This window comes from Streptomyces thermocarboxydovorans, from assembly GCF_039524635.1.
Lineage (GTDB): Bacteria > Actinomycetota > Actinomycetes > Streptomycetales > Streptomycetaceae > Streptomyces > Streptomyces thermocarboxydovorans.
Genome location: NZ_BAAAGU010000005.1, coordinates 113,348 through 126,346, shown reverse-complemented (window position 1 = coordinate 126,346; position 12,999 = coordinate 113,348). Strand labels below are relative to the sequence as shown.

At 70.8% G+C, this 12,999-nt stretch carries 8 protein-coding genes; 3 read left to right on the top strand and 5 right to left on the bottom strand.

The genetic code is table 11. From position 1 onward, the window contains the following. Nucleotides 1-202 precede the first annotated feature (202 nt). On the top strand, nucleotides 203-1,432 hold the full coding sequence (mshC, locus tag ABD198_RS03685; RefSeq protein ID WP_343997855.1) for a cysteine--1-D-myo-inosityl 2-amino-2-deoxy-alpha-D-glucopyranoside ligase: 1,230 nt from the start codon (nucleotides 203-205) through the stop codon (nucleotides 1,430-1,432). 118 nt (nucleotides 1,433-1,550) lie between these two features. Here the strand turns inward: mshC and ABD198_RS03680 are convergent, their stop codons facing one another. The 5 genes from ABD198_RS03680 to ABD198_RS03660 all read right to left on the bottom strand — a co-directional run bounded on the left by ABD198_RS03680 (nucleotide 1,551) and on the right by ABD198_RS03660 (nucleotide 7,972). Then, nucleotides 1,551-2,537, bottom strand: a complete 987-nt coding sequence (locus ABD198_RS03680; protein WP_343997854.1) for a PAC2 family protein — start codon at nucleotides 2,535-2,537, stop codon at nucleotides 1,551-1,553. 278 nt (nucleotides 2,538-2,815) lie between these two features. Next, complete coding sequence (locus tag ABD198_RS03675; protein ID WP_343997853.1) at nucleotides 2,816-4,438, bottom strand: glycerol-3-phosphate dehydrogenase/oxidase; 1,623 nt, start codon at nucleotides 4,436-4,438, stop codon at nucleotides 2,816-2,818. Nucleotides 4,439-4,447: 9 nt separating this feature from the next. Beyond that, nucleotides 4,448-5,986, bottom strand: a complete 1,539-nt coding sequence (gene glpK / locus ABD198_RS03670) for a glycerol kinase GlpK (RefSeq protein WP_343997851.1) — start codon at nucleotides 5,984-5,986, stop codon at nucleotides 4,448-4,450. Between the two features lie 59 nt (nucleotides 5,987-6,045). Beyond that, nucleotides 6,046-6,840: an MIP/aquaporin family protein gene (locus tag ABD198_RS03665; RefSeq protein ID WP_343997850.1), complete on the bottom strand. Its 795-nt coding sequence runs from the start codon at nucleotides 6,838-6,840 to the stop codon at nucleotides 6,046-6,048. A gap of 358 nt (nucleotides 6,841-7,198) precedes the next feature. Further along, nucleotides 7,199-7,972: an IclR family transcriptional regulator gene (locus ABD198_RS03660; RefSeq protein WP_343997849.1), complete on the bottom strand. Its 774-nt coding sequence runs from the start codon at nucleotides 7,970-7,972 to the stop codon at nucleotides 7,199-7,201. 293 nt (nucleotides 7,973-8,265) lie between these two features. Between ABD198_RS03660 and metH the strand changes: the two genes are divergently transcribed. Together metH and ABD198_RS03650 are read left to right on the top strand one after the other, a co-directional pair. Beyond that, a complete protein-coding gene (metH, locus tag ABD198_RS03655) occupies nucleotides 8,266-11,778 on the top strand; it encodes a methionine synthase (protein WP_343997848.1) in 3,513 nt (1,170 codons plus the stop codon). 140 nt (nucleotides 11,779-11,918) lie between these two features. Further along, nucleotides 11,919-12,620 (top strand): HAD family hydrolase, encoded by a 702-nt coding sequence (locus ABD198_RS03650; protein ID WP_343997847.1) that lies wholly within the window; start codon nucleotides 11,919-11,921, stop codon nucleotides 12,618-12,620. Nucleotides 12,621-12,999 lie beyond the last annotated feature (379 nt).

Here is a 12,999-nt window from a genome sequence, read left to right as displayed (position 1 = left end):
GAGCACCGGCACCGCCGCCCGGCCGCCCCGAAGGGACGGCACCCGAAGGGACGGCCTCGGAGCACCGGCACCGCCCGCCGTGTGGACCGCGGGACGCGAGGAGCGGCGCAGCACAGCGGGCGGTGATGCGCAAGAGCGCCTGTTTGGTCATCCGGCCTGCTCCGGTTCGTATCCGGAACTGCGGTCCGGTTAGGCTCGAGGCATGCATGCCTGGCCCGCTTCCGAAGTCCCCGCCCTGCCCGGTCAGGGCCGCGACCTGAGGATCCATGACACCGCGACCGGCGGTCCGGTCACCCTGGACCCCGGCCCCGTCGCCCGCATCTACGTCTGCGGCATCACCCCCTACGACGCCACCCACATCGGGCACGCGGCGACCTACAACGCGTTCGACCTCGTGCAGCGCGTGTGGCTCGACAACAAGCGGCAGGTGCACTACGTCCAGAACGTCACCGACGTCGACGATCCGCTGCTGGAGCGGGCCCAGCGCGACGGCGTCGACTGGGCCGTCCTCGCCGAGAAGGAGACCGCGCTCTTCCGCGAGGACATGACGGCCCTGCGGATGCTGCCTCCGCGCCACTACATAGGCGCCGTGGAGGCCATACCCGGCATCGTCCCGCTCGTGGAACGGCTGAAAGAGCTCGGCGCCGCCTACGAGGTCGAGGGCGACATCTACTTCTCCGTCGAGTCCGACCCGCACTTCGGGGAGGTCTCCCACCTCGACGCCGCCGCCATGCGGCTGCTGTCCGCCGAGCGTGGCGGGGACCCCGACCGGCCGGGTAAGAAGAACCCCCTCGACCCGATGCTGTGGATGGCCGCCCGCGAGGGCGAGCCCAGCTGGGACGGCGGTTCCCTCGGCCGGGGCCGCCCCGGCTGGCACATCGAGTGCGTGGCGATCGCCCTGGATCACCTCGGCATGGGCTTCGACGTCCAGGGCGGCGGCTCCGACCTGGTCTTCCCGCACCACGAGATGGGCGCCTCCCATGCCCAGGTGCTCACCGGCGAGTTCCCCATGGCCAAGGCCTATGTGCACGCCGGCATGGTCGCCCTGCAGGGCGAGAAGATGTCCAAGTCCAAGGGCAACCTGGTCTTCGTCTCCCAGCTGCGCCGTGAGGGCGTCGACCCCGCCGCCATCCGGCTGGCGCTGCTCGCCCACCACTACCGCAGCGACTGGGAGTGGACCGACCAGGTCCTGCAGGACGCGGTGACCCGCCTCGGGCACTGGCGTGCGGCGGTCTCCCGCCCCGACGGCCCGCCCGCGGACGCGCTGGTCGAGGAGATCCGCGACGCCCTCGCCGACGACTTGAACGCCCCGGCGGCGCTGGCCGCCGTCGACCGCTGGGTGGTGCGGCAGGAGGAGGCCGGCGGCACCGACACCGGCGCGCCCGGCGTCGTCTCCCGCGCGGTGGACGCCCTGCTGGGCGTCGCGCTGTAGCGAATCCTTCCGGCACCGGCACCCGCACGTCCTCGGACACCGGAAACGAGTGGGGCGCCCCGTCCTGGACGGGGCGCCCCACTCGCATGCCGGCAGACCGGCCACCGGCCGCCGGCCGTCAGTCCTCCGAGGACTCCTCGTCGTCGGAGTCCTGCTGTGACGGCTTCGGCGGGCGGGTGCGCCCGCCCGGGGTGTCCCGCCGGTAGGACGACGGGCCGTCCCCGCCGTCCGCCGTGGCGTGCCCGCCCGCGGACGGGCCCGAGGAGCCGTCACGGCGCCGCAGATAGCGCTCGAACTCGCGGGCGATCGCCTCACCGGACGCCTCCGGCAGCTCCGCGGTGTCGCGGGCCTCCTCCAGCGTCTGCACGTACTCGGCAACCTCGCTGTCCTCGGCGGCCAGCTGGTCCACGCCGACCTGCCAGGCGCGCGCGTCCTCGGGCAGCTCGCCCAGCGGGATCCGCACGTCGATCAGGTCCTCCAGGCGGTTGAGCAGCGCCAGCGTGGCCTTCGGGTTGGGCGGCTGGGAGACGTAGTGCGGCACCGCCGCCCACAGCGACACCGCCGGGACGCCCGCGTGCGTGCACGCCTCCTGCAGCACACCGACGATGCCGGTCGGACCCTCGTACTTGGTCTCCTCCAGGTCCATCCGGCGGGCCAGGTCCGCGTCGGAGGTGGTCCCGCTGATCGGGACCGGACGGGTGTGCGGGGTGTCCCCGAGCAGCGCGCCCAGGATCACCACCAGCTCGATGCCGAGCTCATGGGCGAATCCGAGCAGCTCGTTGCAGAACGAGCGCCACCGCATCGACGGTTCGATGCCCCGGACCAGCACCAGGTCGCGCGGCTTGTCACCGCCGACCCGGACCACCGACAACCTTGTCGTCGGCCAGGTGATCTTGCGGACACCGGCCTCCATGAACACCGTGGGACGGTTCACCTGGAAGTCGTAGTAGTCCTCGGCGTCCAGCGCCGCGAACACCTCGCCCTTCCACTCCCGCTCCAGATGCGCGACCGCGGTCGAGGCGGCGTCGCCGGCATCGTTCCAGCCCTCGAACGCGGCCACCATGACCGGGTCGACCAGCTCGGGAACCCCCTCGAGCTCGATCACCCACGGCCTCCTTCCGACGAGCCCTCACGTACCCCCCAACCTTACGGCGTGCCGAGGGGACGCCCGCAGCCCCCTCGCAGGGGGAGTGCCCCATCACTGCCCCTGCGGGACGCACGGAAACACCGGGTGGCGGGCACCGGCCAATCCGGTCGTTCCCGAACGGAGTCCGGCCCGCGTCGTGCGGGTGCGGGCCGGTGCTGAGCAGGCGGACGGCGAAGGGGCGGCCCCGTCGGCGAGGGGCCGCCCCGGACCGGCTCCCGTGCGGGGGAGCCGGGGTCTCACGCCTGCTTCTTGTCCAGGATCTCCTGCACGTCCGCCCGGACCTCGTCGGTGGCCAGGCCGCGGATCGTCAGGGTGGTGCGGCGGCGCAGCACGTCGTCCACCGTCTCGGCCCACTCGTGGTCCCGGGCCCAGACGACCTGCGCCCAGATCTCCGGCGCGTCCGGGTGGATGCGCCGGCCGAGCGCCGGGTCCTCGTTGGCCAGGCGGGCGATGTCGAAGGCCAGCGAACCGTAGTGGGTGGCCAGGTGCCTGGCGGTGTCCGCGGCCATCCGCGGGCCCGGCGCCGGGTGGTCGACCAGCAGCCGGTGGGCGACGGCCCGCGGGTTGGCGACGCCGGGCAGCGGCAGCTTCTTCGGCAGCGAGCCGATCGGCTCGAAGTCGTCGCCCAGCGGCCGGCCCGGCAGCGTCTGGAGCTTGCGCATCACCGTCCGGCCGATGTGACGGAAGGTGGTCCACTTGCCGCCGGCCACCGAGAGCATGCCGCCCCGGCCCTCGGTCACCACGGTCTCCCGCTTGGCCTTCGCGGTGTCGCCGGGACCGCCCGGCAGCACCCGCAGGCCGGCGAAGGAGTAGGTGATCAGGTCGCGCTTCAGCTGCTGGTCCCGGATGGAGAAGGCGGCCTCGTCGAGGATCTGGGAGACGTCCTTCTCGGTGACCGCCACCTCGGCCGGGTCGCCCTCGTACTCCTCGTCGGTCGTGCCGAGCAGCAGCATGTCCTCCCAGGGGAGGGCGAAGGTGATCCGGTACTTGTCGATCGGGGTGGCCAGCGCGGCCCGCCACGGGGAGGTCCGCTTCAGGACCAGGTGCGCGCCCTTCGACAGGCGGATGGACGGAGCGGCGTTGGGGTCCTCCATCCGGCGCAGGTGGTCGACCCACGGTCCGGTCGCGTTCAGCACGAGCCGGGCGTTCACCCCGAACTCGTCGCCGGAGAGCCGGTCGCGCAGCTCGGCGCCGGTGACCCGGCCCCGGGTGAAGCGCAGCCCCGTCACCTCGGCGTGGTTGAGGACGACGGCGCCCGCGTCGGCCGCGGCCCGCACCGTCATCAGCGCCATGCGCGCGTCGTTCATCTGGTCGTCGCCGTACACGGCGACGGCCTTGAGGTTCTCGGTGCGCAGCTCGGGGACGTCCTGCGCGGCCTTGGAGGGGCTGAGCAGGTGGCCGACGCCGTCACCGAAGGCGGAGAGCGCGGAGTAGGCGAACACACCGGCCCCGAGCTTCGCCGCGCCGTGCGGCCCGCCCTTGTACACGGGGAGGTAGAAGGTCAGCGGATTCGCCAGGTGGGGGGCCACCTGGCGGGAGACCGCACGGCGCTCGAAGTGGTTCTCCGCCACCAGCTTCACCGCGCCGGTCTGCAGGTAGCGCAGACCGCCGTGGAGCAGCTTGGAGGAGGCGGAGGAGGTGGCGCCGGCCCAGTCGCCGGCGTCCACCAGAGCCACCCTGAGGCCGGACTGCGCGGCGTGCCAGGCGGTGGAGATGCCCAGAATGCCGCCGCCGATGACGAGAAGGTCGTACGACGCCTTGGCAAGCTGCTCCCTGGTCTCGGCCCGGCTCGGGTTCGAGCCGGAGGCCGGGCGCGTGCCCAGAGCAGGTATGGACTGCAGGGTGGACTGAGTGGTCATGTCGGGTTCTTACTCCTCGTCCTCGAGCCAGCCCATGGTCCGCTCGACGGCCTTGAGCCAGTTCTTGTACTCACGGTCGCGGGTCTCCGCGTCCATGCGGGGTGTCCACTCGGCGGCCCGGCGCCAGTTGGCGCGCAGGTCGTCGGTGCTGTTCCAGAAGCCGACGGCGAGGCCGGCGGCGTATGCGGCGCCGAGGCAGGTGGTCTCGGCGACCATCGGGCGCACCACGGGGGCGTCCAGGAAGTCCGAGAGCGTCTGCATCAGCAGGTTGTTGGAGGTCATGCCGCCGTCGACCTTGAGGGCGGTCAGCTCCACTCCGGAGTCCTTCGTCATGGCGTCCGCGATCTCCCGCGTCTGCCAGGCTGTGGCCTCCAGGACGGCGCGCGCGAGGTGCGCCTTGGTGACGTACCGGGTCAGGCCGGCGATCACACCGCGGGCGTCCGCGCGCCAGTACGGGGCGAACAGGCCGGAGAAGGCCGGTACGAAGTAGGCGCCGCCGTTGTCCTCGACCGAGAGCGCGAGGGTCTCGATCTCGGCGGCGGTGGAGATCAGGCCCATCTGGTCGCGCATCCACTGCACCAGCGAGCCGGTGACGGCGATGGAGCCCTCCAGGGCGTAGACCGGCTTCTGGTCGCCGATCTGGTAGCCGACCGTGGTCAGCAGGCCGCTGTAGGAGTTGATCAGCTTGTCACCGGTGTTCATCACCATGAAGGTGCCGGTGCCGTACGTCGACTTGGTCTCGCCCTCGGAGAAGCAGGTCTGGCCGAACAGCGCCGCCTGCTGGTCGCCGAGCGCGGAGGCGACCGGGATGCCGCCGAGCAGGTCGCCCAGCTTGCCGCCCTTGATCTCGCCGTAGACCTCGGCGGAAGAGCGGATCTCCGGGAGCATCGTGAGCGGCACACCGATGGACTCGGCGATCTTCTCGTCCCACTGCATGGTGTGCAGGTTCATCAGCAGGGTGCGGGAGGCGTTGGTGACGTCGGTGACGTGCCGCCCGCCGTTCACACCGCCGGTCAGGTTCCAGATGACCCAGGTGTCCATGGTGCCGAAGAGGATGTCGCCCGCCTCGGCGCGTTCCTTGAGGCCCTCGACGTTGTCGAGCAGCCAGCGGGCCTTGGGACCGGCGAAGTAGGAGGCGAGGGGAAGGCCGGTCTCGCGGCGGAAGCGGTCCTGGCCGACGTTGCGCCCGAGCTCCTTGCACAGGGCGTCGGTGCGGGTGTCCTGCCAGACGATGGCGTTGTGGACGGGCTCACCGGTGTTCTTGTCCCACAGCACGGTGGTCTCGCGCTGGTTGGTGATGCCGATGGCCTTGATGTCGTCGCGGGTGATGCCGGCCTTCTCCACAGCACCGGCGACGACCTCCTGCACATTGGTCCAGATCTCGGTGGCGTCGTGCTCGACCCAGCCCGGCTTGGGGAAGATCTGCTCGTGCTCCTTCTGGTCGACGGCGACGATGCGGCCGTCGCGGTCGAAGACGATGCAGCGGGACGAGGTCGTGCCCTGGTCGATGGCTGCGATGAACGGGCCGGCGGTGTGGGCGTCGGTCACTGTGTGCTCCTGGGGGTTCCTTGGTTACGGGGCTTTGCGTACGGCGCTTCTACTGAAGCTCAGGCGAAGGCGACGTTGTAGATGCCGGCCGCGATGGCGCCGCCGATCAGCGGACCGACCACCGGGATCCAGGCGTAGCCCCAGTCGGAGCCGCCCTTGTTGGGCAGGGGCAGCAGGGCGTGCACGATGCGGGGGCCGAGGTCGCGGGCCGGGTTGATGGCGTAGCCGGTCGGACCGCCCAGCGACAGGCCGATCGAGACGACCACGAGCGCCGTGATCAGACCGCCGAGGACACCGAGGCCGTTGCCCTCGGCGTTGAGGCCCTGGGTGAGCACGGCGAGCAGCAGAACGACGGTGCCGATGATCTCCGTGGCCAGGTTCTGCACCGCGTGGCGGATCTCCGGGCCGGTGGAGAAGATGCCGAGCACCGGGCCCGCCCCCTGTTCCTGGGCCTCGACCGACTTGGCGGCGGTGGCCTGCGCCCCCGGACCGCCGACGATCTCCTTGTCGGTGAGGTGGGCGTGGAACTGGCCGTAGTAGGCCACCCAGACCAGTGCCGCACCGATCATCGCGCCGAGGAACTCTCCGGCGAAGTAGGTCGGAACGTTCGACCACTCGCCGTCCTTGATGGCGAGAGCCACGGTCACGGCCGGGTTGAGGTGTGCGCCGGACATGGGACCGGCGATGTACACCGCCGTCATGACGGCGAAGCCCCAGCCGAAGGCGATGGTGAGCCAGCCGGCGTTACGGGCCTTGGAGGCCTTCAGCGTCACGGCGGCACACACGCCGCCGCCGAGCAGGATGAGTATGGCGGTACCGATGGTCTCGCCGATGAAGATGTCGGAGCTGGACACCCGCGACTCCTTTGTCCTTACGTCCAGGGAAGCCGACCCCCGGGTCCCACCGGGGAGCGGCGCCCTCGAGGGGTGAGAGCGAAGCCGGCCCTTGGCGTTGCCACACTCTAGCGCGTATTGCCGGTAGGTGTTCGACAATGCCGACCGATGGACGGGAGTCTTGCCCGGCGTAAGACGTGCGTCAAGAGTCTGGTTATCGAAAGTGCGATCGTTATTGATTGCCGTGAGTTATTGATCTACGGGTGGAACCTGTCACCCTGGGCCCGGTATATCCGTCTCAGGGTGCGGCCGGAGCCGGAACGCCGTACGGCATTCCGGTCCTCGTGCCCCGCAGTGGCCCCGTACGCGCCGGGCCCGCTCAGAAGCGCCCGGCGCCCAGATCCCGCGACACGGCGCGGGCGCAGTCCCGCACCGCCGCGATCAGCTCGGGGCGCAGCGCTCCCTCCTCGTCGGTCCGGCACACCCGTTCCACGGCGCCGGTGATGCCCACCGCGCCCACCGGCATGCGCCGCCGGTCGTGTATCGGCGCCGCGATGGAGGCGACGCCCTCCCAGGTCTCCTCCACGTCCGCCGCGTAGCCGCGCGCCCGGGTGAGGTCGAGGATGCTCTCGAAGGCGTTCAGGTCGCACACGGTCCGCTCGGTGAACGCCTTGCGGTCGGCCTCGATCGCCTCGCTGTGCGCCACCGGGTCGTAGGCGGAGAGCACCTTGCCCAGCGCCGTGGAGTGCAGGGGCTGCATGGCGCCTATCTCCAGCACCTGCCGGCTGTCGTCGGGCCGGAAGACGTGGTGCACGATCAGTACGCCCTGCTGGTGCAGCACGCCCAGATAGACGCTCTCGCCGCTGGAGCGGGCCAGGTCGTCCGTCCACACCAGCGCCCGCGCCCGCAGCTCGTGCACGTCCAGGTAGGTGGTGCCCAGGCGCAGCAGCTCCGCGCCCAGCTGATAGCGGCCGGAGGCCTCGTCCTGCTCGACGAAGCCCTCCTGCTGAAGGGTGCGGAGTATCCCGTGGGCGGTGCCCTTGGCGAGGCCCAGCGACGAGGCGATGTCCGACAGACCGAGCCGTCGCTCGCCGCCCGCGAGCAGCCGCAGCATCGCCGCCGCCCGTTCGAGCGACTGGATGTTCCGTGCCATCGCCGTACTGCCTCCGTCCCCTTCGAGCGTCGACGTGCGACGTCGCTGCCGCTGTTCGGCAATGTCGAACACTACCGGTCCATGCCGACCTCTCGCTAATGGTCGTGCGAGATCCGTTGCGTCATCTGCCGCACACGCCGCCGCCGGCCATCATCGTCCGCCCCGTGGACGCTCTGAACATCAGGGCGCGGTCCCGGATACCCTGACGGCGTGCGCCTGCGCCGGGGAAGTCCCCCAGTGACTTCCGGGCAGGCGCAAAGCCGACAGCCGTCGCACCTGAGGGAGCCCCTTTCATGGCCTCGTTGCCGCCCACCCCTACCGCCGACAGCAGGACCCGTGTGTCCGAACTCCGCGAGGCGCTCGCCACCCGAGTGGTCGTAGCCGACGGAGCGATGGGCACCATGCTCCAGGCCCAGGACCCCACGCTCGAGGACTTCCAGAACCTCGAGGGCTGCAACGAGATCCTGAACCTGACCCGCCCCGACATCGTCCGTTCGGTCCACTCCGAGTACTTCGACGCCGGAGTCGACTGCGTCGAGACCAACACGTTCGGCGCCAACCACACCGCAATGGCGGAGTACGACATCTCCGACCGGGTGTACGAGCTGTCCGAGGCGGGTGCCCGGATCGCCCGCGAGGTGGCCGACGAGCACGCCGCCCGCGACGGCCGCACCCGCTGGGTGCTCGGCTCCATCGGCCCCGGCACCAAGCTGCCCACCCTGGGCCACATCGACTACGGCACCATCCGCGACGGCTACCAGGCCAACGCCGAGGGCCTGCTCGCGGGCGGCGCCGACGCGCTGATCGTGGAGACCACCCAGGACCTGCTGCAGACCAAGGCGTCCATCCTGGGCGCCCGCAAGGCGATGGAGGCGACCGGCACCGAGGTGCCGCTGCTGGCCTCCATGGCCTTCGAGACCACCGGCACCATGCTGCTCGGCAGCGAGATCGGGGCCGCGCTGACCGCGCTGGAGCCGCTCGGCATCGACATGATCGGCCTGAACTGCTCCACCGGCCCCGCCGAGATGAGCGAGCACCTGCGCTTCCTCGCCCGGCACTCGCGCATCCCGCTGCTGTGCATGCCCAACGCCGGCCTGCCCGTCCTCACCAAGGACGGCGCCCACTTCCCGCTCGACGCCAAGGGCCTGGCCGACGCCCAGGAGGCCTTCGTCCACGACTACGGCCTGTCCCTGGTCGGCGGCTGCTGCGGCACCACCCCCGAGCACCTGCGCCAGCTGGTGGAGCGGGTGCGGGGCGTGACCCCGCCGGAGCGCGACCCGCAGCCCGAGCCGGGCGCCGCCTCCCTCTACCAGTCGGTGCCGTTCCGCCAGGACACCTCCTACCTGGCCATCGGCGAGCGCACCAACGCCAACGGCTCGAAGAAGTTCCGCGAGGCCATGCTGGACGGCCGCTGGGACGACTGCGTGGAGATGGCCCGCGAGCAGATCCGCGAGGGCGCGCACATGCTCGACCTGTGCGTCGACTACGTCGGCCGCGACGGCGTCGCCGACATGCGCGAGCTGGCCGGCCGCTTCGCCACCGCCTCCACCCTGCCGATCGTGCTGGACTCCACCGAGGTGGACGTCATCCGGGCGGGCCTGGAGAAGCTCGGCGGACGCGCCGTGATCAACTCGGTCAACTACGAGGACGGCGACGGACCCGACTCCCGCTTCGCGCAGGTCACCCGGCTCGCCAAGGAGCACGGCGCCGCGCTGATCGCGCTCACCATCGACGAGGAGGGCCAGGCCCGCACCGCCGAGAAGAAGGTCGAGATCGCCGAACGCCTGATCGCCGACCTCACCGGCAACTGGGGCATCCGCGAGGAGGACATCCTCGTCGACTGCCTGACCTTCACCATCTGCACCGGGCAGGAGGAGTCCCGCAGGGACGGCGTCGCCACCATCGAGGCCATCCGCGAGCTCAAGCGGCGTCACCCGCGCGTGCAGACCACGCTCGGCCTGTCCAACATCTCCTTCGGCCTCAACCCCGCCGCCCGCATCCTGCTGAACTCCGTCTTCCTCGACGAGTGCGTCAAGGCGGGCCTGGACTCGGCGATCGTGCACGCGAGCAAGATCCTGCCCATCGCCCGGTTCAGCGAGGAGGAGGTCAGCACCGCCCTCGACCTCATCTACGACCGGCGGAGCGAGGGCTACGACCCGCTGCAGAAGCTGATGCAGCTCTTCGAGGGCGCCACCGCCAAGTCCCTGAAGGCGGGCAAGGCGGAGGAGCTGGCCGCGCTGCCGCTGGAGGAGCGCCTGAAGCGGCGCATCATCGACGGCGAGCGCAACGGCCTCGAGGACGACCTCGACGAGGCGCTCAAGACCCGCAAGGCCCTGGACATCGTCAACGACACGCTGCTCGACGGCATGAAGGTCGTCGGCGAGCTGTTCGGCTCCGGGCAGATGCAGCTGCCGTTCGTGCTCCAGTCCGCCGAGGTGATGAAGGCCGCGGTGGCCCACCTCGAGCCACACATGGAGAAGACCGACGAGGCCGGCAAGGGCACCATCGTGCTGGCCACCGTCCGCGGCGACGTGCACGACATCGGCAAGAACCTGGTCGACATCATCCTGTCGAACAACGGCTACAACGTGGTCAACCTCGGCATCAAGCAGCCGGTCTCGGCGATCCTGGAGGCGGCCGAGGAGCACCAGGCCGATGTGATCGGCATGTCCGGGCTGCTGGTGAAGTCCACGGTGATCATGAAGGAGAACCTGGAGGAGCTGAACCAGCGCGGCCTCGCCGCCCGGTACCCGGTCATCCTCGGCGGCGCCGCCCTCACCCGCGCCTATGTCGAGCAGGACCTGCACGAGCTCTACCAGGGCGAGGTCCGCTACGCCCGCGACGCCTTCGAGGGCCTGCGCCTGATGGACGCCCTCATCGGCATCAAGCGCGGCGTGCCCGGCGCCAAGCTGCCCGAGCTGCGCCAGCGGCGCGTCCGCGCGGCCACCGTCGAGGTCGAGGAGCGCCCCGAGGCCGGGCACGTCCGGTCCGACGTCGCCACCGACAACCCGGTGCCCACCCCGCCGTTCTGGGGCACCCGCGTGGTCAAGGGCATCCAGCTCAAGGAGTACGCGAGCTGGATCGACGAGGGCGCCCTGTTCAAGGGGCAGTGGGGGCTGAAGCAGGCCCGCACCGGCGAGGGCCCGACCTACGAGGAGCTCGTCGAGACCGAGGGCCGGCCCCGGCTGCGCGGCCTGCTGGACAAGCTCCAGAGGGAGAACCTGCTGGAGGCGGCCGTGGTCTACGGCTACTTCCCGTGCGTCTCCAAGGACGACGACCTGATCATCCTCGACGAGCAGGGCAACGAGCGCACCCGCTTCACCTTCCCGCGCCAGCGCCGCGGCCGCAGGCTGTGCCTGGCCGACTTCTTCCGCCCGGAGGAGTCCGGCGAGAAGGACGTCGTCGGCCTCCAGGTCGTCACCGTCGGCTCCCGCATCGGCGAGGAGACCGCGCGGCTGTTCGAGGCCAACGCCTACCGCGACTACCTGGAGCTGCACGGGCTGTCCGTGCAGCTTGCGGAGGCGCTCGCCGAGTACTGGCACGCCCGGGTCCGCTCCGAGCTGGGCTTCGCGGGGGAGGACCCCGCCGAGATGGAGGACATGTTCGCCCTGAAGTACCGGGGCGCCCGCTTCTCCCTCGGCTACGGCGCCTGCCCCGACCTGGAGGACCGCGCCAAGATCGCCGACCTGCTCCAGCCGGAACGCATCGGCGTCCATCTGTCCGAGGAGTTCCAGCTGCACCCCGAGCAGTCCACCGACGCCATCGTGATCCACCACCCGGAGGCCAAGTACTTCAACGCCCGCTGAGAGCCCGCCGGGGCCCCGTCAGCGGGCCCCCGCGCGGCAAGAGGCGTTCGTCCGGCACACGACGTACACTGGTCGGTCCACTGCAGGCCGGTTCCCGCATGGGGAACCGGCCTGATCGTCCCTGTGAAGGAGGTACGTGGATGACCAGTACGGTCCCCGCGCTCGGTACCCGGACGGCCGAGGGCTCCGCCCTGCAGGCCGTGCTCCTCGACATGGACGGCACGCTGGTGGACACCGAGGGCTTCTGGTGGGACGTCGAGTGCGAGGTCTTCGCCTCCCTCGGCCACACCCTCGACGAATCCTGGCGCCATGTCGTGGTCGGCGGGCCGATGACCCGCAGTGCGGGGTTCCTGATCGAGGCGACCGGCGCCGACATCTCGCTCGAAGAACTCACGGTGCTGCTCAACGACGGGTTCGAGCAGCGCATCGGCCAGGCCCTGCCGCTGATGCCCGGCGCCGCCCGGCTGCTCGCCGAACTGCGCGAGTACGAGATCCCCACGGCGCTCGTCTCCGCCTCCCACCGGCGCATCATCGACCGCGTGCTGTCCGTCCTCGGCTCGCACCACTTCGCGCTGTCGGTCGCGGGCGACGAGGTCCCGCGCACCAAGCCGCACCCCGACCCCTACCTGGCGGCCGCCGCCGGGCTGGGCGCGGACCCGATGCGGTGCGCCGTCGTCGAGGACACCGCGACCGGAGTGGCCTCCGCCGAGGCGGCCGGCTGCCAGGTCGTCGCCGTGCCCTCCGTCGCGCCGATCCTGCCCGCCGCCGGCCGTACCGTCGTTCCCTCGCTGGAAGTCGTGAACCTGTCATTTCTGCATGGCCTGATGACGGAAATGCTCTGACCGTTCACCCAGCGTGCAACCGGCCTTGCGCAGGTAATTTCCACCCGGACACTCCATGGCCGTCAGCACATCTGTGCGAGGAAATTCGGCCGCTCAACCGCGGATGATTTCCAGTACCACCGACCCTGTTTTTGCTGTGATTTTCGCCACGTTCACGGGGGCCGCCGGCGGGGGCGGCATGTGCTGTCCGCCCCTTTTCGGCGGTCGCCGGTGTGCCCTTGTGTCCCGATTGGGTGGCGGCTGTACGAATCCTTCCCGGGGCGCCTTTACCGATGCGTCCACACCCGGTTCCGCTGCGTGATGAGGGCCCAACTCCGGTGACTGCGAACCCTTCTGCGGGTGCGGACTAACCTCATCGCGAGAACATCGCCCCCAACGC